This is a genomic window from Bacillus sp. JJ1562, assembly GCF_036962705.1.
GTDB lineage: Bacteria > Bacillota > Bacilli > Bacillales > Bacillaceae_L > Ferdinandcohnia.
In genome coordinates, this window is record NZ_JBALOQ010000011.1 from 44,448 (window position 1) to 69,648 (window position 25,201).

A 25,201-nucleotide genomic window follows, 5' to 3' on the forward strand; every position below is an offset into this window, starting at 1 on the left:
CGTGGCTTCCGCCGAAGGCTTTAACAATATTCAGCAGGAGTATGGACTTCTGCTGAATATTGTTATCTATTCTTTCACAACTGCGTTTTTCTCTAGTTCTGAGTCGATTTTTTGGTCAGAATCAAGGGACATTCCCTCTGATTGACTTGCTTCTTCTTCATCTTCTAAATCACGCATTTCAATCTCTTCTTCATCACCGGAAAGTATTTTCACATCTAAACCAAGTGATTGAAGTTCTTTGATCAATACTTTGAACGATTCAGGGACACCAGGTTCTGGTACATTTTCACCCTTAACTATCGCTTCATATGTTTTCACACGACCGACAACATCATCTGATTTAACGGTCAGAATTTCTTGTAGCGTATATGCAGCACCATAAGCTTCAAGCGCCCAAACTTCCATCTCACCGAAACGTTGTCCTCCGAACTGAGCTTTACCGCCAAGTGGTTGCTGTGTAACAAGAGAATAAGGTCCAGTTGAACGAGCATGAAGTTTGTCGTCAACCATGTGTGCTAATTTAATCATGTACATCACACCAACAGATACTCGATTGTCAAACGGTTCACCCGTTCTTCCATCGTATAATACTGTCTTCGCATCACGGGACATTCCAGCTTCTGCTAGCGTATCCCAAACATCTTCTTCAGTTGCTCCGTCAAAAACTGGTGACGCAACATGAATCCCCAGTTGTCTAGCAGCCATACCTAAGTGTAGCTCTAGTACCTGACCAATGTTCATACGTGATGGAACCCCTAATGGGTTTAACATGATATCGATTGGTGTTCCATCTGGAAGGAACGGCATGTCTTCTTCCGGAAGAATTCTTGAAATTACCCCTTTGTTTCCGTGACGACCAGCCATCTTATCGCCTTCGTGAATTTTACGTTTTTGAACGATATAAACACGAACAAGCTGGTTTACACCTGGTGGTAATTCATCCCCGTCTTCACGGTTAAATACTTTCACATCAAGGATAATCCCTTCTCCACCATGTGGTACACGAAGAGAAGTATCACGAACCTCACGTGCTTTTTCACCGAAGATCGCATGTAAAAGTCGTTCTTCTGCCGTAAGCTCAGTTACCCCTTTAGGTGTAACCTTACCTACAAGTAGGTCGCCATCTTTTACTTCCGCACCAATACGGATGATTCCACGCTCGTCAAGATTACGTAACGCATCTTCCCCAACGTTCGGAATATCACGTGTGATTTCTTCAGGTCCTAATTTTGTATCACGAGATTCTGATTCATATTCTTCAATATGAATAGAAGTATATACATCATCTTTTACAAGTCTTTCACTCATAATGATAGCATCTTCATAGTTATAACCATCCCAGGTCATGAAACCAACAAGAACGTTGCGTCCTAAAGCTAGTTCACCCTGTTCCATTGAAGGACCATCTGCAAGAATTTCTCCTTTAACAACTTCGTCCCCTTCTGTTACAATCGGGCGTTGGTTATAACATGTACCTTGGTTAGAGCGAATAAATTTAAGGAGACGGTATTTATCAAGGTCACCTTTTACCTTTTGACCATCTACTTCTGCATAGCGACGTACCAAAATTTGTTTTGCTTCAACGCGCTCAACAATACCAGGGTGTTTACAGATAACAGCAGCTCCTGAGTCTTTACCAGATACATATTCCATACCTGTACCAACAAGTGGAGCCTCTGGGTTCATTAGTGGAACAGCTTGACGTTGCATGTTCGCACCCATTAGCGCACGGTTTGAGTCGTCATTTTCTAAGAAAGGAATACATGCTGTTGCCGCAGATACAACTTGTTTTGGTGATACATCCATGTAGTCAATTCGATCACGGTGAACAACTGTGTTTTCACCCTTGAAACGAGCAACTACATCTTCATCTAAAAATGCACCTTCATCGCTTAGACGAGAATTCGCCTGAGCGGTAACATAGTTATCCTCTTCGTCTGCTGTTAAGTAATCAATTCGATCAGTTACTTTACCTGTCTCCGGATCAACTCTTCGATATGGAGTTTCAATAAACCCAAATCGATTCACTTTTGCATATGATGATAATGAGTTAATTAGTCCGATGTTTGGACCTTCAGGTGTTTCAATCGGACACATACGACCATAGTGAGAATAGTGAACGTCACGAACTTCAAATCCTGCACGTTCACGTGTTAGTCCACCAGGCCCTAATGCCGATAGTCTTCGTTTATGTGTTAATTCTGCTAATGGATTTGTTTGGTCCATGAACTGTGAAAGCTGCGAGCTACCAAAGAATTCTTTAATAGACGCAATCACTGGACGAATATTAATTAGTTGCTGTGGAGTAATGGTATTCGTATCTTGAATTGACATTCTCTCACGAACAACACGTTCCATCCTTGATAATCCGATACGGAATTGGTTTTGCAGAAGCTCCCCAACAGAACGTAAACGACGGTTACCTAGATGGTCGATATCATCTGTATCTCCAACCTGATGTAACAGATTAAAGAAATAACTAATCGAAGAAAGGATATCTGCTTGTGTAATATTCTTTACGCCTTCTTCAACATAGGCATTCCCAATGACATTAATGACTTGTTCGCCATCCGGATCATTTGGAGCGTAGATTTTAATAGATTGAAGGATAGTTTCTTCATCAATTACGCCGCCTGATGGTTGAAGTGATTTAAAACCAATACCATTCTCTAAATATGGAATGATACGATCTAGCGTTCTACGATCGAGAAGAGTGTCTTTTTCTACGATTATTTCACCTGTTTCAGGATCAACAAGTGTTTCCGCTATACGTTGATTAAACAAACGGTTCTTAATATGAAGTTTTTTATTTATCTTGTAACGACCTACACTAGCAAGGTCGTAACGCTTTGGATCAAAAAAGCGTGATTCTAATAAACTTTTTGCATTATCTACAGTCGGTGGTTCTCCCGGACGTAGACGCTCATATATTTCTAGTAATGCTTTTTCTGTGCTCTCTGTGTTGTCTTTCTCAAGTGTGTTGCGTAAATATTCGTTTTCACCGAATAAATCGATGATTTCTTGATCAGAGCCAAAACCAAGCGCGCGTAAAAGAACCGTTGCTGGTAATTTTCGAGTACGATCGATACGAACATATACAACATCCTTCGCATCTGTTTCATACTCTAACCATGCACCACGGTTTGGTATTACCGTTGCAGTAAAGCCACGTTTCCCATTCTTATCAATTTTGCCACTGAAATAGACACTTGGTGAACGAACCAATTGAGAAACAATTACACGTTCTGCACCATTGATAACGAATGTTCCTGTTTCTGTCATGAGTGGGAAGTCACCCATAAAAACATCTTGATCTTTTACTTCACCAGTTTCTTTATTGATCAAACGCACCTTAACTCGTAGTGGTGCAGAATAAGTAACGTCTCTCTCTTTTGATTCTTCTACAGAATACTTTGGCTCACCTAAACTGTAATCAATGAACTCTAGAGATAGGTTACCTGTAAAATCTTCAATCGGGGAAATATCCTGGAACATCTCCCTAAGACCCTCATCAAGAAACCACTGATAAGAAGAGGTTTGAATCTCAATAAGATTTGGTAATTCTAAAACTTCACTAATACGAGCATAACTTCTTCGTTGGCGGTGTCGTCCATACTGAACTAGTTGACCTATCAACCCATTCACCCCTCATATCAAGCGTTATTAATCTTGCTAATTTATAAATACTTACTAATTATTAAAGTCTATTATGGAAACCTTATATAATTAATAAGAATGTTANNGCCTATCAATTCCTAAATTACTTCGACTTTTCAAGCCTAACATGTACTTAATTTTTCGTCTTTAAAAATGTTTTTAGACCACAAAAAACATCCATTTTTATAGACAAAAAGAAAAAGGGTTTCTACTAAGAAAACCACACTTTCAAAAACAAACTATTGATTTTATTAGTTTTTCCATACATACTATATTTATACATATATTTAATTTTTTAGTTATTCATGGAAAAATTACATATCGGCATTATATAATGCTACCACACGAGAAATATCGAGTCAACATGTTTTTTAGTTTTTGTCAAGCAGATTTTTCTCTCGAACTAAATAGTTCGTACAGCTTTTATGATATGGTAGCCTTTTTTTCTTTCAACGATCTCTACCTCTTCAAAAACTGTTTCAAGCTTCTCGATCGCAGATGGAGCTCCTTGCTTTTTTTGGATTACAACCCAAAGCTCTCCTCCCGGTACTAAATATCGATAACTCTCTTCCAAAATATGATGAACTACTTTCTTTCCTGCACGAATCGGCGGGTTAGAAATAATCGCAGCAAAGCCTCGATTTTCTACATTTGTAAACAAATCACTTTGATGGATTTCCACATTGTTGACTTTATTCATTTCTGCGTTTTTTTTCGCAAGCTCAATCGCTCGCTCGTTCACATCAATCATTTCAACAGTACGTTCATTATGTACTTTTGCTAGCGCAAGACCAATCGGTCCATACCCACAACCTATATCTAAAAACGGACCAGCAACTTCCGGAGTACGAAATTCCTCTATTAGTAATCTCGAACCAAAATCAACTTCGTTTTTTGAAAAAACACCACTATCACTTGTAAAAGAAAATGATTGTCCCTTTAAAACAAAGGCCTGAGTTTTTTGATTACTCGCTACCGTGGGTTTGCTAGTATAGTAATGTTCAGCCATTTATGTATCTCCCAACATAAGAGTATATGAACAGTGTACCCATATCATTCCAAGTTGATAAAAAAAGCTCGCTTTCATAGCGAGCTTTTTCTTACGTTCATTAGGTATTACTTAACTTCTACGCCAGCTCCAACTTCTTCAAGTTTAGCTTTAACTTCTTCAGCTTCTTCTTTAGAAACGCCTTCTTTAACAGCCTTTGGAGTGTTGTCAACAAGTTCTTTAGCTTCTTTTAGGCCAAGACCAGTGATTTCACGTACAACTTTGATAACTTTGATTTTTTGTGCACCAGCGTTTGCTAATACAACATCAAATTCAGTTTGCTCAGCAGCAGCTTCAGCAGCGCCACCAGCAGCTACAGCTACAGGAGCAGCAGCAGTTACACCAAATTCTTCTTCAATTGCTTTTACTAGGTCATTTAGTTCTAAAACAGTCATATTTTTAACTGCTTCAATGATTTGTTCTTTAGTCATTAGAAAATCCTCCTTAAATAATTATCCTATTTGTAATTCGATTTGTATGTTTGTATTACGATTAAGCGCCTTGCTCTTCCTTTTGCTCTGCAACTGCTTTAGTAGCAAGTGCAAGGTTACGGATTGGAGCTTGAAGTACGCTAAGCAACATTGAAAGTAAACCTTCGCGTGATGGTAGATCAGCAAGGGCTTTAACTTCCTCAAGAGTTGCAATGTTTCCTTCGATAATACCTGCTTTAATTTCTAATGCTTCATGCTTTTTCGCGAAATCATTAAGAATTTTAGCAGGAGCAACTACGTCTTCATTACTGAATGCAATTGCGTTTGGTCCTGTTAATGCATCATTTAAACCAGCAAGCTCAGCTTGTTCTGCAGCACGTCGAGTTAATGTGTTTTTGTACACTTTGAAATCAATGCCTGCCTCACGAAGCTGCTTACGTAGTTCTGTTACTTCTGCAACAGATAGACCGCGGTAATCTACAACGACAGTTGATTTACTTGCACGGAATTTGTCTGCAATTTCGGTTACGATTTGTTGCTTTTGTTCGACTGCACGACTCATTCTTCTACACCTCCTGTGAGTAATTTCAGACACTTGAAACCGTTCGGTGTTTGATGGTGTCTATGATAGACAACCTCTAGATTAAAAAACCTCTATGCCTAGTAGACATAGAGGTAGTAAGATCTTAGTTTATTTACTACACCTCGGTAGGGAATTAAGCTAATAATAGCTCCTACTGTCTACGGTACAAATGCTATTCATTTGTTAACAACAAAATTTATTATATGAAATGCTTTCGAAAAAGTCAATATCCACTATTTTCTAATTAGAAAGTAGAACCGTCAACTTTTACGCCAGGTCCCATTGTAGATGATACAGCAACGTTCTTCATGTAAGTACCTTTTGCTGCAGATGGTTTAACCTTAAGCATAGTTTCATAAATCGTAGTGAAGTTCTCAATTAGTTTTTGATCATCAAATGAGATCTTACCAATTGGAACATGGATGTTTGAAGATTTATCAATGCGGTATTCAACTTTACCAGCTTTGATTTCGTTGATTGCTTTTGTTACGTCAAAAGTAACAGTACCTGTTTTAGGGTTTGGCATTAAACCTTTAGGTCCTAATACACGACCAAGTTTACCAACTTCACCCATCATGTCAGGAGTAGCTACGATTACATCAAACTCAAACCAACCTTGGTTGATCTTAGTGATGAACTCGCTATCGCCAACATAGTCAGCTCCAGCAGCTTCTGCTTCTTTTGCTTTTTCACCTTTAGCGAAAACTAATACACGTTGAGTTTTACCAGTACCGTTTGGTAGAACAACTGCACCACGAATTTGTTGGTCAGCTTTCTTAGGGTCAACTCCTAAACGGAATGCAACTTCAACAGTCGCATCAAATTTAGCTGTGTTTGTTTTCTTTACTAATTCAATTGCTTCTGCAACTGAATATGCTTTTGTACGGTCTACTAATTTAGCAGCTTCAACGTACTTTTTACCTCTTTTTGCCATTATCATTTCCTCCTCAATTGTGGTTTTAACGGAATAACCTCCCACGTCCAGCAAACAGCATAATCGATTTCATCCTGACGCTAGACAAAACAAAGGTTGCGAACGAAAAAAGAGATGTTCCATCCGCAACCCCTTGAAGCATGTAACAAATAGGAATTAGTCTTCGATAACAATTCCCATGCTACGAGCAGTACCTTCAACCATACGCATTGCAGATTCAACAGACGCCGCATTTAAATCAGGCATTTTTGTTTCTGCAATCTCGCGTACTTTATCACGCTTAACTGTTGCAACTTTATTACGGTTAGGTTCACCTGAACCAGACTCAATACCAGCCGCCTTCTTTAAAAGAACTGCAGCAGGAGGAGTTTTTGTAATAAATGTAAATGAACGATCTTCATAAACTGTGATTACAACAGGAATAATTAAACCAGCTTGTTCTGCTGTACGAGCATTGAACTCCTTACAGAATCCCATGATGTTAACACCTGCTTGACCTAGTGCTGGTCCAACTGGTGGCGCTGGGTTTGCTTTACCCGCTGGAATTTGTAATTTAACCTCTTTAATTACTTTTTTAGCCACGAGACACACCTCCTTAAAGTCCGTGATGTGGTAATAGGGGTTTACCCTCCCACTCATCTATTCTTTACATTCTATAAAGAACGTTATCATAACTAGTCTCTGTCTTTTGAGACATACTGACCTATGCAATATTACCACTTTTTATTTCCAATATCAAGTTTTTCTTAATTAGATTTTTTCAATTTGTGTGAAGTCCAATTCAACCGGCGTTTCACGGCCAAACATGTTGACAAGAACCTTTACTTTTTGCTTATCCACATCAAGATCTTCAATTGCACCAGTGAAGTTTGTAAATGGACCTTCTTTCACACGAACTGTTTCTTTCAATTCGAAATCGACTTCCATTGGTCTTTCATCCATTCCCATTCTCTTAAGGATGAATGTTATTTCTTCTGGTAAAAGCGGTGTTGGTTTCGAACCCGAACCAGCTGACCCAACGAAGCCAGTAACTCCAGGTGTATTACGGACGACATACCAAGAATCATCCGTCATGATCAATTCGACCAATACGTAACCTGGAAATACTTTCTTTTTAACAATTTTCTTTTTACCGTTCTTAATATCTGTCTCTTCATCTTCCGGTACCACTACGCGGAAGATTTTATCTTGCATGCCCATTGACTCGACACGTTTTTCTAAATTTGCTTTTACTTTATTTTCGTACCCTGAATACGTATGAACAACATACCAATTCTTTTCCATAAGTGAGGACTGCTTGTCCTTCCCTCCCTGTACCTGAGTTTGAACATCATCTGACGTTCTATTTTTTTACAATTAAAAAAACCCGTACCCGGGCTTTTTCGTAAAACATTCTTTATTGTCTATCCATCATTATACCATGAGTGTACTGTGTTTATTCAAGTACTAAACGAATTAATTCGGAAATTCCTAGGTCAATCACAGCAAAAAATACAGATACAAAGATTACCGTTGTTAATGTAACAATTGTATAGCGTGTAAGTTCTTTTCTCTTTGGCCAACTTGTTTTCTTCATTTCTCGAGCTACTTCACGAAAAAACTTGGTTATGCGTTTCATCCCATGTAACCTCCAACTTTATCAAAACAGTCCTAATCTATTTCGTTTCACGATGATTCGTGTGAGAATTGCAAGTCTTACAAAACTTCTTCATTTCAAGGCGTTCAGCTGAAGTGCTATTCTTCATAGTGGAATAATTTCTACTGCCACATTGCACACAGGCTAAAATTACTTTTTTTCGCATTTTATCACCTTCCATATAAAATGCTATATTTTTTATAATAAACTCTCATTTTCCTTAAAAATGTAACACAGGCCTGATTTATATGTCAATACTAGCTCCTATCTGTAAAAAAAGGTAAATAACGGTTATTTATAATTTAATTTCTTGAATTTCTAAATACCGTTCTAATTTTCGTTTTACACGCTGGAGTGCATTATCAATTGACTTTACATGTCGGTTTAAATCCTCCGATATCTCCTGATAGGACCTTCCGTCTAAGTATAAAGACAATACCTTCCGCTCCAAATCACTTAAGAGCTCAGCCATTTTTAATTCAATGTCATCAAACTTTTCCCTATTAATGATTAATTCCTCAGGATCCAAAATCTTCGCTCCTGATATAACATCCATTAATGTACGGTCAGATTCTTCATCATATATCGGCTTGTCCAACGAAACATAAGAGTTTAGAGGAATATGCTTTTGTCTTGTCGCCGTTTTAATCGCGGTAATAATTTGACGTGTAATACAAAGCTCCGCAAACGCTTTAAATGATGAAAGCTTGTCCTCTTTAAAGTCACGAATGGCTTTGTATAATCCGATCATACCTTCCTGAACAATATCTTCACGATCTGCTCCAATTAAAAAATATGATCTGGCTTTTGCGCGCACAAAATTTTTATACTTATTGATTAGATAGTCCAATGCCTCACTTTCTCCAGCATGAACCAATTCCACGACTTCCTCATCCTCTAGTCGGTCATAATATAACCTGTTGCCATAATCATCGAAGCTTGAACTCACACCGATCCCTCCGACCTACCTTAGAAGTTGTTTCAACCAAAAATTTTTAAACATCATCTAGAAATATTATACAGGAGTGCTTTTCCAAGCGTCAACCGCTCATCGCTGTCCACGACGCCATTTTTCAAATATTTCTGCAATTTCGTCGGAAAGTGGAATTTTTGACACACTTTTTTCTTGATAGGTTTTCTTGACATCCTTTTGAATTCCAGACTCCACGACTTCCATCTCGGTTAATAATTCTCTTGCTGATTTTCGTAAGGCCCCTTGTCCAAAAATCTGCCATTGCTCCGTAAAATCCGAAGTCGCTACATGGATTTGTGTTTTGATATTGTTTAATTGTTTTGCAAGCTTTTCGATTCGTTCATCAGCCGTCTCATTTTCTCGAGTAAAAATGACTTCGATCTTTCGACTTTTCGTTTTTGTTTCAATTCCCGGGACGAGGTGTGCATCAAATACAACAATCACCTTATATCCTGTATACGCCTGATATTCAGCCATCTTTTCGATTAATAAATCACGCGCTGCTGAAAAGTCCTTTGTTTTAAGAAGACGTAGTTCTGGCCATGCACCAATTATGTTGTAGCCATCTACCAGCAGGATATCCATTTGTCTTACTCTCCTAACGGATTCCGCTTACGATATACCTCATACATAAGTAGACTTGCAGCAACAGAAGCATTTAAAGAGGTTACTTTCCCCTCCATCGGTAGATTTAGAAGAAAATCGCATTTTTCCTTTACAAGACGTCCCATGCCTCTTCCCTCACTGCCAATTACTAAGCCTATTGGCATTTTACCATCGACATTTCGATAATCCTCTTTTCCCTTCGCATCTGTTCCGACAATCCATACACCACGGTCCTTTAATTCATCGATTGTTCTTGCTAGATTTGTTACACGCGCAACTGGTATATATTCAATCGCTCCCGTCGAAGCCTTCGCGACAGTTGCGGTTAATCCAACTGCTCTTCTTTTCGGTATAATAACCCCATGTGCCCCAACTGCATCTGCCGTACGAAGTATCGAACCTAGATTATGGGGATCCTCTAATTCATCCAAGAGAATGATAAATGGAGCTTCATTTCGTTCTTTAGCTAGAGCTAAAATATCATCAACCTCAGCATACTCATACGCTGCTACCTGTGCGACAACCCCCTGGTGATTCCCTTCAACCATTTGGTCAATCTTCTTTTTCGGAACAAATTGAACCATAACATTTCTTTCTTTTGCAAGAGAGATAACCTGGTTCATTTGCCCCTTATTTGAGCCTTCTGCTATCCAAATTTTATTAATATCCCGCTCTGATTTTAATGCTTCAATAACAGGGTTTTTTCCAATCGTATAATCACTCGCCATTTCTTTTTCCTCCTTTCTTAAGATTCGATGATTCGAAATGCTTCTTCAATAATGGAATGTATTCTGTCTGTGTCATTTTGTAAAAAAAGAAAACCTAGTAAAGCCTCGAATGCAGTACTGTATCGGTATGTCTGGACATCTGTATTTTTAGGGACGGTTCCACTCTTTGCATTACGCCCCCTTCTAATTACTCCTTGCTCCTCTTCTGAAAAAAACTCTTCATCCAGCATCTTGTGAATCACAGCCGACTGAGCTTTTGCAGAAACATAATGCTTCGCCTGATTATGAAGTTGGTTAGGTCTCACGCTTCCCTTTTGCAAAAGGTAATGCCGTACATACATCTCGTATACGGCATCACCCATATAAGCAAGAGCAAGACTATTTAATTGATGGCTATCAATTTGATTGTCTGATAAAAGCTTCATCGATTATCCTCTTTTCCATCTTGTCCCTTGAGGTGTGTCTTCAAGAATAATGTTCATTGCTTTTAACTGGTCACGGATTTGATCAGATAAAGCAAAGTCACGATCCTTACGTGCCTGGATTCGCCTGGCGATTAGTTCCTCGATTTCCTCATCAAGTAATTGTTCATCTTCTAATTTAAGCCCAAGGGTATCAAACAATACCTCGAACTCTTGTAAAAAGGCTTCGATGACTTTTTCAGACGTGTTTTTCTCCTGCAAATAATAGTTCGCTTGTTTCGAAAGGTCGAACAGTACAGAAATTGCGTTCGCTGTATTAAAATCATCATCCATCGCTACGATAAATTCGTTGCGGAAAGCTGAAATTTTTTCTAACCATTCTCCATCATTATTTGTTAGATTTGTACTACTTTCTAGACGATGCTTTAAATTTGCATAAGAAGTACGTAATCGTTCTAACGCATTTTTCGTACTATCAAGTAATTCAAGGTTGTAGTTAATTGGATGACGATAATGTACTGACAGCATGAAAAAGCGTAATACCTGTGGGTCAATTTCTTTGATAATATCGTGAACCAACACAAAGTTCCCAAGGGATTTTGACATTTTTTCGTTGTCGATATTAATATAGCCGTTGTGCATCCAATAGTTTGCGAATGTCTTTCCATTTAAGCTTTCCGATTGCGCGATTTCATTTTCATGATGTGGGAATGCCAAGTCCTGACCACCAGCGTGAATATCAATAGTCTCACCCAAGTATTTTTTTGCCATTGCTGAACATTCAATATGCCAACCTGGGCGGCCATTCCCCCAAGGGCTTTCCCAGTAAATTTCCCCAGGCTTTGCACTCTTCCATAGCACAAAATCAAGGGCATCCTGCTTCTTATCCCCTACCTCAATTCTTGCACCAACACGAAGTTCATCAATGGATTGGTGTGAAAGCTTTCCATATTCCTTAAATTCTCTCGTACGATAGTACACGTCACCCTCTGATTCATAGGCATACCCTTTATCGATCAGAGCGTCGATAAAATCAATGATAATATCCATGCTCTCTGTAACCCTTGGGTGAACATCTGCCTTTTTGCAGCCTAATGCGGAAACGTCTTCGTGATAAGCTCTAATAAAACGCTCAGCAATGGTTGGCACTTCTTCCCCTAACTCATTCGCCGCTTTGATTAACTTATCGTCAACATCTGTGAAGTTGGATACGTAATGGATGTCATAGCCTCTAAATTCAAAATAGCGACGAACTGTATCAAAAACGATGGCTGGGCGTGCATTCCCTATATGGATATAGTTATAAACGGTCGGACCGCACACATACATTTTTACCTTATTTTCTTCAAGTGGGATAAACTCTTCCTTCTTTCGCGTTAGCGTATTATATATGTGAATGGGCATTATCCTTTGCTCCTTCCTTTTGCTGGATTTCCTCTTTTAAGCTTTTTATTTCATTTTCTAGTTCTTGGATCTTATCTAAAACTGGATCCGGTAAATCCCGATGATTTAAATCCTTGCTATTTCTTATTTTGACGCCATCTTGAATCACAACTCTCCCCGGTATCCCGACAACCGTCGAATTCGGAGGAACATCTTGTAGAACAACCGAACCCGCTCCTACCTTTGAATTTTCTCCAATTGTAATGGATCCTAATACTTTTGCTCCTGTTGCTATTAGGGCATTGTCCTTAACCGTTGGGTGCCGCTTTCCTTTTTCCTTTCCTGTTCCACCAAGGGTCACACCCTGGAACACAGTCACATTATTACCGATTTCACACGTCTCACCAATTACTACACCCATGCCATGGTCAATAAAAAAGCGGCGGCCAATTTTGGCCCCAGGATGAATTTCAATTCCTGTAAAAAACCGACTAATTTGTGAAACCATTCTAGCTAAGAAAAACATTTTTCGTTTAAATAAAAAATGCGCTACACGATGTGCCCAAATGGCATGTAGTCCGGAATATGTCAGCATTACCTCAAAATGAGTTCTTGCAGCTGGGTCCTGTTCAAATACAACCTCGATATCCTCTTTCATTCGTTTAAACACGATCAACCCTCCTTGATTTAGAAAAACTCTAAGCTGGCGACTAAAGCATTACCTCTTGATTTTGCCAAAAATAAAAAGCGCCCCTGTGTAAAAACACAGAGACGCTCATTCACGCGGTTCCACTCTGTTTAGGCAATGAATGATCCATTACCTCAACTTTATCTCTTAACGGTGAGACGCCGCTTTTGTCTACTACATATAAGGTTCGACAAAAGACTCAAAGGTGCATTTCAATAAGTATTCCCCTTAAACCACTTTCAGCCGGTGATGGTTCTCTCTGTTCGTATTTGCAAGTTTCACAAATACTTTAAAGTAAATGACTTATTTACTCTCCTTATCAACACTTTAACATTATAATTTTTGTTAACTATACTATATTACATTTTCAGCCAGTTGTTAACCAATTAAACTCTTTAGGCGTGAAATAATTTTTTCTTTTCCTAAAAGGTGAATCGCTTGTGGCAGATCTGGACCATGAAGCTGACCAGTAGAAGCTGCACGAATTGGCATGAAAAGGTTCTTCCCTTTTTGACCTGTTCCTTTTTGAACAGCTTTAATCGCTGCTTTTATTTCATCAGCACCAAATGTTTCAAGACTTTCAACCTCTTGCAAAAAGGCCTTTAATACTTCAGGAACTGTTTCCCCCGCAAGGACTTCCTTGGCATCTTCTTCAATCGTTACTTCCTCTTTAAAAAATAAGTCTGTTAGTTCAACTATTTCTGCTCCATAGCTCATCTTTTCTTGATGGAGTGCAATTAAGTCACGTGCCCATTGCTTGTCAGCATCACTTAACGACTCACTCAATCTACCTGCTTTAATTAAATGTGGCAATGAAAGCTCAACTAGATGATCAAGATCAATGTTTTTCATATATTGATTGTTCATCCATGTAAGCTTTTGCGTATCAAAAACAGCCGGTGATTTAGATAGACGCGCAGGATCAAAAATGTCAATAAACGCCTCTTTTGAATGAATCTCTTCTTCCCCGCCTGGTGACCAACCTAATAACGTAATGAAGTTAAATAAAGCTTCAGGTAAGTATCCAAGTTCCTCATATTGCTCAATAAATTGAATAATAGATTCATCACGCTTACTAAGCTTTTTACGGTTTTCATTGACGATTAATGTCATATGTCCAAATGTTGGAATATCCCAATTAAATGCTTCGTACACCACCATTTGCTTCGGTGTATTGGAAATATGGTCTTCCCCGCGTAACACGTGTGAAATTTCCATTAGATGATCATCAATGACTACTGCAAAATTGTAAGTAGGAGTTCCATCCTTCTTCACGATTACATAATCGCCCATGCCTTCAGATTCAAAGGAAATTTCGCCTTTCACCATATCATTAAACGTGTAGACCTTCCCTTCAGGAATAATGATACGAATACTCGGTTGTCTTCCTTCACTTTCTAAAGCTTCCTGTTGGTCCTTTGTTAAGTGACGGCATTTTCCTGAGTATTGAGGTGTCTCCCCACGTGCCATCTGCTCTTCACGCTCTTTTTCAATTTCTTCTTCCGTACAATAGCATTTATAAGCAAGGCCTTTTTCAAGAAGCTCCATGTAATGTTTTTGATAAATCTCATTCCGTTCTGATTGACGATATGGTCCATACTCTCCACCAACATCCGGTCCTTCATCCCAATCAATTCCAAGCCACGTTAAATATTTCAGCTGACTTTCTTCGCCACCTTCAATATTACGTTTCTTGTCTGTATCTTCAATACGAATGATGAATTTTCCGTTTTGGTTTCTTGCATACAAATAATTAAATAAGGCCGTTCTTGCGTTTCCTATATGTAAATGTCCTGTTGGACTTGGTGCATAGCGCACACGTACGTTATTTGACATTTATGTACCCTCCGTTACTACGCTAGTATCATTTTGATATTTTAACACAATATTTTAATTAGCTATCTACCTTTTGCAGTAAGATCGTCGCCATTGCCGAAATTCCCTCACCACGACCAGTAAAGCCTAATTTTTCAGTTGTCGTCGCTTTTACATTGACTTGTGAAGGATCTGCTTCTAGCAATTGGGCAATCCTCTCTCTGATTTGCTCAATATACGGAGCCATTTTGGGTTTTTGAGCAATGATTGTGCAATCGATATTTCCAAGTTTATATCCTTTTTCCTTTACTAAATTCCATACATGCTGTTGAAGCTTTGCAGAATCAGCATCCTTGAAATTGGGGTCTGTATCTGGAAAATGCTTGCCTATATCTCCTTCTCCAATCGCTCCAAGACAGGCATCAGACACGGTGTGAAGTAACACATCAGCATCCGAATGTCCTTGTAATCCTTTTTCATATGGAATGGTAATCCCACCTATAATTAACGGGCGTCCTTCAACCAATTGGTGAACATCAAAGCCCTGTCCAATACGAAACATGGGTTTTCCCCCTTTTTATAGTTATCTTTTTCTAGGCGCGCTTAGCGCATTCTTCATTTAGCTTGTCCAGTTTTGTAAAATCGCTTCCGCGAAAATTAAGTCATCTGGCGTTGTTAGTTTCATATTCAAGTAATCGCCTTTAACAATATATACTTGTTTTGGGATTCTTTCAACGAGACTAGCTTCATCTGTACCAAGAAAATCCTCTTTTTTAGCCAACTCATGTGCTTCTTGTAAGGTAGAAACATGAAAAGCTTGTGGGGTTTGAATGGCCCACAAGCTAGAACGTTCAACTGTTTCTTCTACATATAGATTACGAGAGGCGCGTTTGATTGTATCCTTTACGGGGACCGCTAGCACGGCTGCTCCCTTTTCTGTTGCAACACTAACTAGCTCATGAACATGTTTTTGTTTCAGAAAGGGTCTTGCACCATCATGAACTAACACAATTTCTGTGTCCTTCACTGCTTGTAAGCCATTATAGACACTGTACTGGCGCTCACTGCCACCCTGTATGTAAGAAACAACCTTTTCGATGTGATATGTTTGAATCAATTCTTCAAAAATGGGCTGTTCATCCTTATTGATGACTAAAATAATCCCTGAACACATCGGGTCATGGTCAAAAACTCGTAATGTATGAATAATAACTGGAATTGATTTCAATTCGATGAATTGTTTATTCTTTCCTGCGTTCATTCTTTTTCCCTGACCTGCTGCAGGAATTACAACCTGATAATTCACCCTATAGCGCCCCTAACAATTCAATAAAGTTATAATGCTTTTTCAAGTAATTTTGGCTTCGCGAATATCATTCGGCCCGCCGATGTTTGTAAAACACTCGTTACAAGGACATCAATGCGCTTTCCAATATAGTCGCGACCCTCTTCGACCACAATCATCGTACCGTCATCTAAATAAGCAACACCTTGATTATGCTCTTTTCCATCCTTAATGACTTGAACGCTTAACTCTTCACCAGGTAACACTACTGGCTTCACCGCATTCGCAAGGTCATTAATATTCAACACTGCCACATTTTGTAGCTCGCACACTTTGTTTAGGTTGAAATCATTTGTCACGACTACACCCATCGTTAATTTCGCAAGCTTCACTAACTTACTATCAACCTCTTGAATATCGTCAAAATCACCTTCGTAGATTTCAACCTTAATTGATAATTCTTTTTGAATTCGATTTAAAATATCTAGTCCTCTTCTACCGCGGTTTCGCTTTAACACGTCTGAAGAATCCGCAATATGCTGAAGCTCCTCTAACACAAATCGAGGAATGACAATTGTTCCTTCAAGAAATCCCGTTTGGCATATATCCGCGATACGTCCATCAATTATAACACTCGTATCTAATATTTTTAGTTTTTTCGCTTGTTGGTTCACTTCCTCTTCCTCCAAGCCCTTTTTCTTACCTGCTCGGTTAATAGAGAATAAGTTCACAAGTTCATCCCGCTTCTTAAAACCAACTTGGAAACCTAAATATCCTAAAAGCAGGGTAATGAAGATAGGAAGCACTGTGTTTACAACCGAAAATGAAATACGGTCTAATGGAATTACAATTAAAAACGCAACAATTAATCCCGTAATTAAACCTATGCTTCCAAATAAAACATCTGTGACAGGAGCTTTGATCAATGACTCTTCAAGCCACTTAATAAGATCTACAATATAATCTACTAACCAAAAAGTAACAATAAATAATATAATAGCACCCGATATTGCAAGCGTATACGAGTTATTTAAATATGGAATATTGTCGAAATTTAATAGCCCTAGTAAATCTGGTAGATAGACAATTCCAAGCATACCTCCGACGATAAGAAAAAAGAGCTGCACAATACGTTTTAGCATTCCTTCACCTCCTCCTATTCATTATAATCACTTTATAATAATTGAAACCTACAATAAATAGCTTTTTTCAAATTGTAAACAGAATGACATAGATGTGTAAAACGCTACTCATATATTATTTTTAAATCCTGATAAAATTATAACTGCTTCGGTAAAAATTATTTTTACTCGGCTCCGTTACGGAATATGGATGTCCATTTGTTTCACACTTACTATACGAATAAAGAATTAAAAATGTTTCATTTCCGCTAGAATTTTCGTCACGTAATTTTAGGCTATTTTCCTAGTGTATGTTGAATGGCTTGCCTAATATCACTCACACCTATAACTTCGATTTCCTTAGGAATCGTCCATCCACCTAAATTTCGTTCAGGAAGAATCACTCGCTTAAAGCCCAGCTTTGCCGCTTCCTGTACCCGCTGTTCTATTCGAGAAACACGCCTTACCTCACCAGTTAACCCAACTTCACCAATAATGACATCTGTTGGATTAGTCGGCTGATCTCGAAAGCTAGATGCGATACTTAAAGCAACCGCTAAATCAATCGCTGGTTCGTCTAGCTTTACACCACCTGCGACCTTCAAATATGCATCTTGATTTTGCAGGAGAAATCCTGCTCTTTTTTCTAAAACAGCCATTAATAAAGAAACCCGGTTATGGTCAATTCCTGTTGCCATGCGGCGTGGATTACCAAAACTAGATGGTGATATCAGTGCCTGAATTTCGACAAGAACTGGTCGTGTCCCCTCCATAGAAGCAACAACCGTTGACCCTGCAGCACCCGCAGAACGTTCCTCGAGAAATATCTCTGAAGGATTTGCTACCTCTTCAAGACCAGTTTCCTTCATCTCAAAAATACCCATTTCATTCGTCGAACCAAAACGGTTTTTTACAGCACGTAAAATACGATATGTATGATGACGTTCCCCTTCAAAATAAAGAACAGTATCCACCATATGCTCTAGTAAACGTGGACCTGCAATATTTCCCTCTTTCGTAACATGACCCACGATAAAAATAGCAATCCCATTTGTCTTCGCAATTCTCATTAATTCTGCTGTACATTCCCGCACCTGAGAGACACTACCAGGGGCAGATGCGATCTCAGAATGATAGATGGTTTGAATGGAGTCAATCACAACAAAGGATGGGTTTAACTCAGTAATTGTCTGGGAAATAAACTCAAGGTCGGTCTCCGCTAAAACATACAATTGATCAGAGGAAACCCCTAGACGGTCAGATCTTAGCTTCGTTTGCTTGATCGATTCTTCTCCGGAAATATATAAAACTTTGCTTTGTTTGGCTAATTGAGAGGATACTTGTAGAAGCAAGGTAGACTTTCCTATACCTGGGTCACCACCAATTAATACAAGTGAACCGTGGACAATTCCGCCACCAAGTACGCGATTAAATTCCTTGTTTGTTGTAAACATTCTAGGTTCATTTTCTGACTCGATTGAAGTGATCGGTGAAGGCTTGCGTTGAACTGTGGGACTTGAATGAGCAAAAGCACCTTTTCTAGCTGGTTTACTTAGTGTTTCTTCGACTAATGAATTCCATGCACCACATCCTGGGCATTTTCCCATCCATTTTGGCGACTCATAACCACAGGATTGACAGGTGAATTTTGTCTTTGTTTTTGCCATTGTCATTAATCCTTTCTTTATTAGAAAAGCGCAAGGCACCCTGCTTTAGGCGACAAGCACAAGATAAGCGCTGACAGAAGGCGCTTTTAGCCTTCAGAAGCGATTAGCTTGTAACCTCGAGCCAATGGTGCCTGGAGCTAGTCATTGTCTAAAAAAAGAGGTATACATGAATCAATTTATTGATGTATACCTCTTATACTTACATGCTTTTTTATTTCACTGTTTCTTTTGTTTCTTCAACTTCATTTGTATTGATTACGAATTCTCCGTTAGCAAAGTCCATTACGATTTTCTTTCCTTTTTCTATATTACCGCGTAATAGCTCTTCGGACAAACGGTCTTCAATTTGTTTTTGAATCGCACGGCGTAATGGACGAGCTCCGTAATCTGGATCATATCCTTCCTCAGCAATTCGGTCTTTAGCTGCTTCAGTTAGTTCGAGCTCGAAGTCTTGCTCCTTTAAACGCTTTGTTAATTGATCTCCCATCAGAGTGACGATTTCTTTCAAATGCTTCTTCTCTAATGAGTGGAAAACTATGATTTCATCAATACGGTTAAGGAACTCAGGACGGAATGCTTTTTTTAGCTCTTCCATTACCTTATCCTTCATGTTTTTATAATCTTGCTTCTCATCTTCCATCGCAAAGCCAACATATTTATTTCGTTTCAATGTGCTAGCTCCAACGTTTGAAGTCATAATTAAAATTGTATTTCTAAAATCAACCGTACGACCCTTAGAGTCTGTCAAACGCCCGTCCTCTAGAACTTGAAGTAAAATATTGAACACATCTGGGTGTGCTTTTTCAATTTCATCTAGCAGGATAACAGAATATGGCTTACGGCGAACCTTTTCTGTTAATTGGCCACCTTCTTCATAGCCTACATAACCTGGAGGTGAACCGACCAATCTTGATGTAGAGTGTTTCTCCATGTACTCAGACATATCTACACGAATCATCGCTTCCTCATCGCCAAAAATAGATTCAGCTAAAGCACGCGCTAATTCCGTTTTACCGACCCCTGTTGGTCCTAGAAAAATGAATGAGCCTGTTGGACGTTTCGGATCCTTTAATCCCGCACGTGAACGCCTTACCGCCTTAGAAACTGCCCTAACAGCCTCTTCCTGACCAATTACACGTGAGTGAAGGATTTCTTCCATGTTTAATAATTTATTAGCTTCTGTTTGAGCCAGCTTTGATACAGGAACCCCAGTCCAGCTTGATACGACCATTGCGATATCATCCACTGTTACCTCAGAATTCTCTTGACCCTGTTTTTCCTTCCAGTTTTTCTTCGTTTCTTCTAATTGCTCGCGAAGACGTTGCTCTGAATCTCGTAATGAAGCAGCTTTCTCAAATTCCTGGCTTTGAACGGCTGCATCCTTCTCCTTACGAACCTCTTCAAGCTTTAGTTCAAGCTCCTTTAAATTTGGTGGAGCTGTATACGAACGAAGACGAACCTTTGAACCAGCCTCATCAATCAAGTCAATGGCCTTATCCGGCAAAAAGCGATCTGAGATATAACGGTCTGAAAGCTTAACCGCTTGAATGATTGATTCATCAGAAATGGATACTCTGTGATGTGCTTCATAGCGGTCACGCAATCCTTTTAAAATTAAAATGGACTCCTCAACAGTTGGTTCATCCACCTGGATTGGTTGGAAACGACGCTCTAGAGCAGCATCTTTTTCAATGTACTTTCTATATTCATCTAACGTTGTAGCACCGATACATTGCAGCTCACCGCGAGCAAGGGATGGTTTTAAAATATTTGATGCATCAATCGCACCTTCAGCACCGCCAGCACCTATTAACGTATGAAGTTCATCTATGAACAGAATAATATTTCCTGCTTGGCGAATTTCATCCATTACCTTTTTCAAACGATCTTCAAATTCTCCACGGTATTTCGTACCTGCAACAACAGTACCCATATCAAGTGTCATTACACGCTTATCGCGAAGCGTTTCTGGCACCTCATTATTTATAATTTGCTGGGCTAATCCTTCGGCAATGGCAGTCTTACCTACACCAGGCTCCCCAATTAAAACAGGATTATTTTTTGTGCGTCGGCTAAGTACTTCAATTACACGTTGTATCTCTTTGCTACGCCCAATTACTGGATCAAGACTTCCTTCTCTCGCAATCGCCGTAAGATCACGTGCTAAACCATCAAGGGTTGGCGTATTGGCATTTGCAGAACCACCGCCATGATGCCCTGAAGACGACTCATTACTTCCCAATAGTTGTAGAACCTGTTGACGAGCTTTATTTAAGCTCACTCCAAGATTGTTTAATACTCTTGCAGCGACACCCTCACCTTCACGAATTAACCCAAGTAGGATATGCTCTGTACCAACATAGGAGTGACCAAGCTTACGAGCCTCATCCATGGATAACTCAATTACCTTTTTAGCACGCGGTGTGTAATGAATGGTCTGTGAGCCTTCCTGACCACGGCCAATTAGGGCTTCTACCTCTTTTTGAATTTTTTCAGGACCTAATCCAAGTGCAAGTAAGGCCTTTGCAGCGATTCCCTCGCCTTCACGTATAAGACCTAATAATACATGTTCAGTTCCAATATTGTTATGGCCCAATCGTACAGCTTCCTCTTGAGCTAACGCTAACACCTTTTGTGCACGCTCAGTAAATCTGCCAAACATCATAACCCATCAGCCTCCATGTCAGTAGTCTTATTATTTTCTAGCTTCATTCTTTCTCGAATGATAGACGCCCTTCTGACGTCTCTTTCATCTGGTCTTAATGCCCCACCGGCATAGACCTGCAAGAATCCAGGTTGAGTTAAAATCATGAGTTCATTCAGGATGGTTCTTGATAGATCCTTTATATAGCCAAGATCAATACCCAATCGAACATCTGACAAACACTTAGCTGCTTCCTTCGATTCAATGATCCTACTATTAGCTAAAACCCCATAGGATCGATATACACGGTCCTCCAACTGAATGTTGGAAGTCTTCACAAGTGCTTCTCGTGCAGAGCGCTCTTGTGCAATCAACTGTGCAACTACACTCTTTAAATCTTCCACAATATCTTCTTCAGTCTTTCCTAGCGTGATTTGGTTGGATATTTGAAAAATATTTCCTAACGCCTCACTGCCTTCACCATAAATTCCTCTTACAACTAGACCCAATTGATTAATTGCTGGGATGATACGACTCATTTGATGTGTAAGGATAAGTGCTGGAAGATGCATCATTACAGATGCTCTTAGTCCTGTTCCCACATTGGTTGGACAGCTGGTTAAATAACCTCTTGTCTCATCAAATGCATAATCAACATGCTCTTCTATCCAATCATCTAAGTTATTTGCAACTTGCATGGCCTCTGATAATTGCAACCCTGGGAATAAACATTGTATTCGGATATGGTCCTCTTCATTAATCATGATGCTAATTTCTTCATTTTCGGATAAAAGACAAGCTCCAAATGTGGAATTTTCAGCTAAATGTGGGCTTATCAAATGCTTTTCAACTAGTACCCTTTTTTCATTTGCCTGAAGCTCCATCATTTTTAATAATTCAAATTCTCCTATAGAGGGAAAACTCTTTCCCACAAAACCTTTTTGGAAGACATCTACAATTTGCTCGCCCTCCTCATTTGTATAAACCGTTGAGAAGGGAATATTTTTCAAATTTCGAGCAAGCCTAATCCGTGAACTCAAGACAATATCTGAATCAGGACCTTCTTGACTCATCCAAGCACTTAGGGCTTGATTGATAAAATGCTCAAGTGACATTGATTAAACCTCCCCTTCTGTGTAACCACTCAGTTTTTTTTCTAGGGTCCTTACGTGGTCACGAACATCTGCAGCTTTTTCGAATTCCTCCAAAGAAATATATTCCTGCATCTTTTGCTTTAGTTGTTCAATCTCTTTCCGAATATGGAAGGAGCCTCCGATTCGCTTTGGAATTTTTCCTGTATGATGTGTATTGCCACTATGCAGACGTTTTAAAACTGGGGTAAGTTTTTTTTCAAAGGTTGGATAGCAATGTGAGCAGCCAAACCGACCCACCTTTGCAAATTGTTGAAAAGTCATTTTACAGTTCTCACATTGTAATACTTCATTTTGTTGAAATGCATTTTGCTTTGAACCTGTAAGTGGCTCAAACTGAAGAAGTCCTGCTAATAAGTTATCTATTGAAAAGCCAGATGTGCCTGGAAACATAAACATCTCGCTTTTTTCTTGAGCACAGTGTTCACAAATATGAATTTCTGTTTTTTCGCCATTAATAACCTTTGTAAAATGAAATGTTGCTGGGCGTTGATTACATTCTTGGCATATCATGATAACACCTTCCTACTTAATCAAATGCTCCTTGGCGTATTTTCGCCCGATTTTTTTAGGCCCACACGAGGTGGATCACAAAGACGAAGACATCAGGATATGGCGTTCTTAGACTTTGATCCTACTCTCGATAAGTTTCCTTTGAAAAATCGTGGCATCCGCCGGAGGCTATAACTTTATTCAACATGGGTTGAACCTCTGCCGAATTAGTCAACCTTTTATCTATACATGAGGGATGTAAGCATCGCCTTTAACATTCTTGCTCTTAATTCATCCCGATGTGGTAGCTCGATAAACAAGACAGAACGGTCAATCACACTTAACATGATCTTCGCTTCTCTTTTAGAGATCACTTCCTCCTCAATCAAGCGCAAAATGACATCCTCAGCACTTGTTTGAGAAATCCGTTTATCAATAAGGCGTACGAGTTGATTAATCAGATGAGAATCGTCATTTGATTTCACCCTTATTATTCGAATGTAGCCTCCGCCACCTCTTTTGCTTTCCACCAAATAGCCTCTTTCTAACGTAAACCTAGTATTTATTACATAATTAATTTGAGATGGGACACATTCAAATTTATCGGCAATCTCACTTCTTTTAATCTCAACTATAGCTCGATCACTTGTATCAAGAACACTTTTTAAATATTGTTCAATGATATCAGATATATTCCTCATTATGACCACACCTCACCTTGACTTTGACTATATTTGACTATAACTATAATATAAAATGACCGCACTTATTTTTCAACTATTTCGCATGAGAAAATAGGAATATGCAATCATTTACCAATTACAAGGCTATACTATCCTATACTTTCCAAACCTGGTACACCTCTAAACACCGAATCAAAAAATTTTTTGTACCATTTCCTGCTTAGACATTTCCTCATATAATCGTAAACGTTCATTTTTACTCGCCACTTCCACATCTATTGTGTACTGGCAATTATTATACATTTTATCCTTCGAATACTTAATATTAAAATCCCTTACTTTAAAACCATTATCCTTAAATAGTTTTTGGATAGCTGAAAATGAGGTTATATCCTCATTAATAATGATATGAACAACTTTTTGTTTTCTGGATTTAAAAAAGAATTCTTCAAATCGGTTTAGAAAAATCAAACTGAGTAAAACCACTATAGTTGTTAAAATAGCTGGGGCATACATCCCTAGCCCGATTATTAGCCCTAAGCCTGCAACAACCCAAATCGATGCTGCCGTAGTTAATCCTCGTACTGTTGCATCCCTTACCAAAATCGTTCCCGCACCCAAAAACCCAATTCCACTAATCACATATGAAGGAATTCGTGCTGGGTCAAAGCGGACATTTGTACTCATCTCTAAATAAGGCTGAAACCCATAAATGGACATCAACATCATTAAACAAGAACCAACTCCGACAAGTAAATGTGTACGGAATCCAGCAGGGTGTTTGTGCACTTCTCTCTCCAAACCAACTAACCCACATAATAAAGCTGCCATAAAAATACGAATCGACATCGTAAAAAATTCCTGAGTTTGGAACGATGCAAAAAAGTGTGTCATTGTCACATCCCCCCTGTTTGGCTATAAATCCTGTAACTAAAATATTCGATAGGTAATCAAAATCCCCTTTAAAAAAAGAATAAAAAAAGATGTGTTTTATAATTATACGATTCATCTAAAAGGTTTATGATTGTCCAAACTCCCTTTTTTAGAATAGTATTTCAGACTTAGGAACATAGACATTTTTATTATGAACAATTTGAAATATAGATCATTTCCGGGGTGTTAAATTTAACATTGATGTTTAGAAGGGCAAGCTGCGTTGGAATAGGGCTTTTGTTCGATATATCATTTGGGAGATTTGGGATTGATGTTATATATTAATTAGTCTGTTTGCGATTGGTATATCATTTATTGTTT

The 25,201-nt window shown here is 38.9% G+C and carries 25 protein-coding genes and 2 other annotated features; all 25 genes read right to left on the reverse strand.

Annotated elements, in window-relative coordinates; all coding sequences use genetic code 11:
* Positions 1–66 precede the first annotated feature (66 nt).
* Positions 67–3,636, reverse strand: coding sequence for a DNA-directed RNA polymerase subunit beta (rpoB, locus tag V7097_RS07265; RefSeq protein WP_335702939.1), 3,570 nt, complete (start codon positions 3,634–3,636; stop codon positions 67–69).
* Positions 3,637–4,060: 424 nt separating this feature from the next.
* The gene (locus V7097_RS07270; protein WP_335702940.1) at positions 4,061–4,666 is read right to left on the reverse strand and encodes a class I SAM-dependent methyltransferase; all 606 of its coding nucleotides are present in this window, start codon (positions 4,664–4,666) and stop codon (positions 4,061–4,063) included.
* Between the two features lie 107 nt (positions 4,667–4,773).
* Entirely contained in the window at positions 4,774–5,136 is a 363-nt protein-coding gene (gene rplL / locus V7097_RS07275; RefSeq protein WP_335702941.1) for a 50S ribosomal protein L7/L12, read from the reverse strand.
* A gap of 61 nt (positions 5,137–5,197) precedes the next feature.
* Positions 5,198–5,698 (reverse strand): 50S ribosomal protein L10, encoded by a 501-nt coding sequence (gene rplJ, locus V7097_RS07280; protein ID WP_335702942.1) that lies wholly within the window; start codon positions 5,696–5,698, stop codon positions 5,198–5,200.
* A 74-nt stretch (positions 5,699–5,772) separates the two neighbouring features.
* Positions 5,773–5,901, reverse strand: a sequence feature (ribosomal protein L10 leader region).
* 62 nt (positions 5,902–5,963) lie between these two features.
* A complete protein-coding gene (rplA, locus tag V7097_RS07285) occupies positions 5,964–6,653 on the reverse strand; it encodes a 50S ribosomal protein L1 (protein WP_335702943.1) in 690 nt (229 codons plus the stop codon).
* Between the two features lie 156 nt (positions 6,654–6,809).
* Complete coding sequence (rplK, locus tag V7097_RS07290; RefSeq protein WP_229141879.1) at positions 6,810–7,235, reverse strand: 50S ribosomal protein L11; 426 nt, start codon at positions 7,233–7,235, stop codon at positions 6,810–6,812.
* 168 nt (positions 7,236–7,403) lie between these two features.
* A complete protein-coding gene (nusG, locus tag V7097_RS07295; RefSeq protein WP_335702944.1) occupies positions 7,404–7,937 on the reverse strand; it encodes a transcription termination/antitermination protein NusG in 534 nt (177 codons plus the stop codon).
* A gap of 151 nt (positions 7,938–8,088) precedes the next feature.
* Complete coding sequence (gene secE, locus V7097_RS07300; RefSeq protein WP_335702945.1) at positions 8,089–8,271, reverse strand: preprotein translocase subunit SecE; 183 nt, start codon at positions 8,269–8,271, stop codon at positions 8,089–8,091.
* A 37-nt stretch (positions 8,272–8,308) separates the two neighbouring features.
* Positions 8,309–8,455, reverse strand: coding sequence for a 50S ribosomal protein L33 (gene rpmG, locus V7097_RS07305; protein WP_335702946.1), 147 nt, complete (start codon positions 8,453–8,455; stop codon positions 8,309–8,311).
* 129 nt (positions 8,456–8,584) lie between these two features.
* Positions 8,585–9,238 (reverse strand): RNA polymerase sporulation sigma factor SigH, encoded by a 654-nt coding sequence (gene sigH, locus V7097_RS07310; protein WP_058000110.1) that lies wholly within the window; start codon positions 9,236–9,238, stop codon positions 8,585–8,587.
* A gap of 99 nt (positions 9,239–9,337) precedes the next feature.
* A complete protein-coding gene (locus V7097_RS07315; RefSeq protein WP_335702947.1) occupies positions 9,338–9,847 on the reverse strand; it encodes an NYN domain-containing protein in 510 nt (169 codons plus the stop codon).
* 5 nt (positions 9,848–9,852) lie between these two features.
* Positions 9,853–10,596 carry a 23S rRNA (guanosine(2251)-2'-O)-methyltransferase RlmB gene (gene rlmB, locus V7097_RS07320; RefSeq protein WP_335702948.1) on the reverse strand — a complete coding sequence of 248 codons (744 nt, stop codon included), beginning with the start codon at positions 10,594–10,596 and terminating at the stop codon, positions 9,853–9,855.
* 17 nt (positions 10,597–10,613) lie between these two features.
* On the reverse strand, positions 10,614–11,021 hold the full coding sequence (locus V7097_RS07325; RefSeq protein ID WP_335702949.1) for a Mini-ribonuclease 3: 408 nt from the start codon (positions 11,019–11,021) through the stop codon (positions 10,614–10,616).
* A gap of 3 nt (positions 11,022–11,024) precedes the next feature.
* The gene (cysS, locus tag V7097_RS07330) at positions 11,025–12,422 is read right to left on the reverse strand and encodes a cysteine--tRNA ligase (protein ID WP_335702950.1); all 1,398 of its coding nucleotides are present in this window, start codon (positions 12,420–12,422) and stop codon (positions 11,025–11,027) included.
* The gene (cysE, locus tag V7097_RS07335; protein ID WP_438824210.1) at positions 12,403–13,059 is read right to left on the reverse strand and encodes a serine O-acetyltransferase; all 657 of its coding nucleotides are present in this window, start codon (positions 13,057–13,059) and stop codon (positions 12,403–12,405) included. The genes cysS and cysE overlap by 20 nt, the downstream gene beginning before the upstream one ends.
* Positions 13,060–13,165: 106 nt before the next feature.
* Positions 13,166–13,421: a binding site (T-box leader), on the reverse strand.
* Between the two features lie 46 nt (positions 13,422–13,467).
* Complete coding sequence (gene gltX / locus V7097_RS07340; protein ID WP_335702951.1) at positions 13,468–14,925, reverse strand: glutamate--tRNA ligase; 1,458 nt, start codon at positions 14,923–14,925, stop codon at positions 13,468–13,470.
* Positions 14,926–14,983: 58 nt separating this feature from the next.
* Positions 14,984–15,466, reverse strand: a complete 483-nt coding sequence (ispF, locus tag V7097_RS07345) for a 2-C-methyl-D-erythritol 2,4-cyclodiphosphate synthase (protein ID WP_335702952.1) — start codon at positions 15,464–15,466, stop codon at positions 14,984–14,986.
* A gap of 57 nt (positions 15,467–15,523) precedes the next feature.
* Positions 15,524–16,210, reverse strand: coding sequence for a 2-C-methyl-D-erythritol 4-phosphate cytidylyltransferase (gene ispD, locus V7097_RS07350; RefSeq protein WP_335702953.1), 687 nt, complete (start codon positions 16,208–16,210; stop codon positions 15,524–15,526).
* 29 nt (positions 16,211–16,239) lie between these two features.
* On the reverse strand, positions 16,240–17,331 hold the full coding sequence (locus V7097_RS07355; RefSeq protein ID WP_335702954.1) for a PIN/TRAM domain-containing protein: 1,092 nt from the start codon (positions 17,329–17,331) through the stop codon (positions 16,240–16,242).
* Between the two features lie 275 nt (positions 17,332–17,606).
* Complete coding sequence (gene radA, locus V7097_RS07360) at positions 17,607–18,977, reverse strand: DNA repair protein RadA (protein ID WP_335702955.1); 1,371 nt, start codon at positions 18,975–18,977, stop codon at positions 17,607–17,609.
* Between the two features lie 211 nt (positions 18,978–19,188).
* Complete coding sequence (clpC, locus tag V7097_RS07365) at positions 19,189–21,642, reverse strand: ATP-dependent protease ATP-binding subunit ClpC (RefSeq protein WP_335702956.1); 2,454 nt, start codon at positions 21,640–21,642, stop codon at positions 19,189–19,191.
* The gene (locus V7097_RS07370; RefSeq protein WP_335702957.1) at positions 21,639–22,736 is read right to left on the reverse strand and encodes a protein arginine kinase; all 1,098 of its coding nucleotides are present in this window, start codon (positions 22,734–22,736) and stop codon (positions 21,639–21,641) included. Before V7097_RS07370 ends, clpC begins: the two co-directional genes overlap by 4 nt.
* Positions 22,737–22,739: 3 nt before the next feature.
* A complete protein-coding gene (locus tag V7097_RS07375) occupies positions 22,740–23,285 on the reverse strand; it encodes a UvrB/UvrC motif-containing protein (protein WP_335702958.1) in 546 nt (181 codons plus the stop codon).
* A gap of 218 nt (positions 23,286–23,503) precedes the next feature.
* Positions 23,504–23,968, reverse strand: a complete 465-nt coding sequence (locus V7097_RS07380; protein WP_438824211.1) for a CtsR family transcriptional regulator — start codon at positions 23,966–23,968, stop codon at positions 23,504–23,506.
* A 171-nt stretch (positions 23,969–24,139) separates the two neighbouring features.
* Positions 24,140–24,841, reverse strand: a complete 702-nt coding sequence (locus V7097_RS07385) for an MgtC/SapB family protein (protein ID WP_335702960.1) — start codon at positions 24,839–24,841, stop codon at positions 24,140–24,142.
* Positions 24,842–25,201 lie beyond the last annotated feature (360 nt).

Excerpts from the sequence above, each read along its gene's own strand:
- radA (WP_335702955.1), bottom strand. The coding sequence starts at position 18,977 with ATGGCAAAAACAAAGACAAAATTCACCTGTCAATCCTGTGGTTATGAG.
- V7097_RS07385 (WP_335702960.1), bottom strand. The coding sequence starts at position 24,841 with ATGACACACTTTTTTGCATCGTTCCAAACTCAGGAATTTTTTACGATG.
- cysS (WP_335702950.1), bottom strand. The coding sequence starts at position 12,422 with ATGCCCATTCACATATATAATACGCTAACGCGAAAGAAGGAAGAGTTT.
- rlmB (WP_335702948.1), bottom strand. The coding sequence starts at position 10,596 with ATGGCGAGTGATTATACGATTGGAAAAAACCCTGTTATTGAAGCATTA.
- V7097_RS07325 (WP_335702949.1), bottom strand. The coding sequence starts at position 11,021 with ATGAAGCTTTTATCAGACAATCAAATTGATAGCCATCAATTAAATAGT.
- rplJ (WP_335702942.1), bottom strand. The coding sequence starts at position 5,698 with ATGAGTCGTGCAGTCGAACAAAAGCAACAAATCGTAACCGAAATTGCA.
- rplL (WP_335702941.1), bottom strand. The coding sequence starts at position 5,136 with ATGACTAAAGAACAAATCATTGAAGCAGTTAAAAATATGACTGTTTTA.
- gltX (WP_335702951.1), bottom strand. The coding sequence starts at position 14,925 with ATGTCAAATAACGTACGTGTGCGCTATGCACCAAGTCCAACAGGACAT.
- V7097_RS07315 (WP_335702947.1), bottom strand. The coding sequence starts at position 9,847 with ATGGATATCCTGCTGGTAGATGGCTACAACATAATTGGTGCATGGCCA.
- V7097_RS07355 (WP_335702954.1), bottom strand. The coding sequence starts at position 17,331 with ATGCTAAAACGTATTGTGCAGCTCTTTTTTCTTATCGTCGGAGGTATG.
- V7097_RS07370 (WP_335702957.1), bottom strand. The coding sequence starts at position 22,736 with ATGTCACTTGAGCATTTTATCAATCAAGCCCTAAGTGCTTGGATGAGT.
- nusG (WP_335702944.1), bottom strand. The coding sequence starts at position 7,937 with ATGGAAAAGAATTGGTATGTTGTTCATACGTATTCAGGGTACGAAAAT.
- secE (WP_335702945.1), bottom strand. The coding sequence starts at position 8,271 with ATGAAACGCATAACCAAGTTTTTTCGTGAAGTAGCTCGAGAAATGAAG.
- V7097_RS07270 (WP_335702940.1), bottom strand. The coding sequence starts at position 4,666 with ATGGCTGAACATTACTATACTAGCAAACCCACGGTAGCGAGTAATCAA.
- ispF (WP_335702952.1), bottom strand. The coding sequence starts at position 15,466 with ATGTTTCGTATTGGACAGGGCTTTGATGTTCACCAATTGGTTGAAGGA.
- clpC (WP_335702956.1), bottom strand. The coding sequence starts at position 21,642 with ATGATGTTTGGCAGATTTACTGAGCGTGCACAAAAGGTGTTAGCGTTA.
- rpmG (WP_335702946.1), bottom strand. The coding sequence starts at position 8,455 with ATGCGAAAAAAAGTAATTTTAGCCTGTGTGCAATGTGGCAGTAGAAAT.
- rplA (WP_335702943.1), bottom strand. The coding sequence starts at position 6,653 with ATGGCAAAAAGAGGTAAAAAGTACGTTGAAGCTGCTAAATTAGTAGAC.
- V7097_RS07375 (WP_335702958.1), bottom strand. The coding sequence starts at position 23,285 with ATGATATGCCAAGAATGTAATCAACGCCCAGCAACATTTCATTTTACA.
- cysE (WP_438824210.1), bottom strand. The coding sequence starts at position 13,059 with ATGAAAGAGGATATCGAGGTTGTATTTGAACAGGACCCAGCTGCAAGA.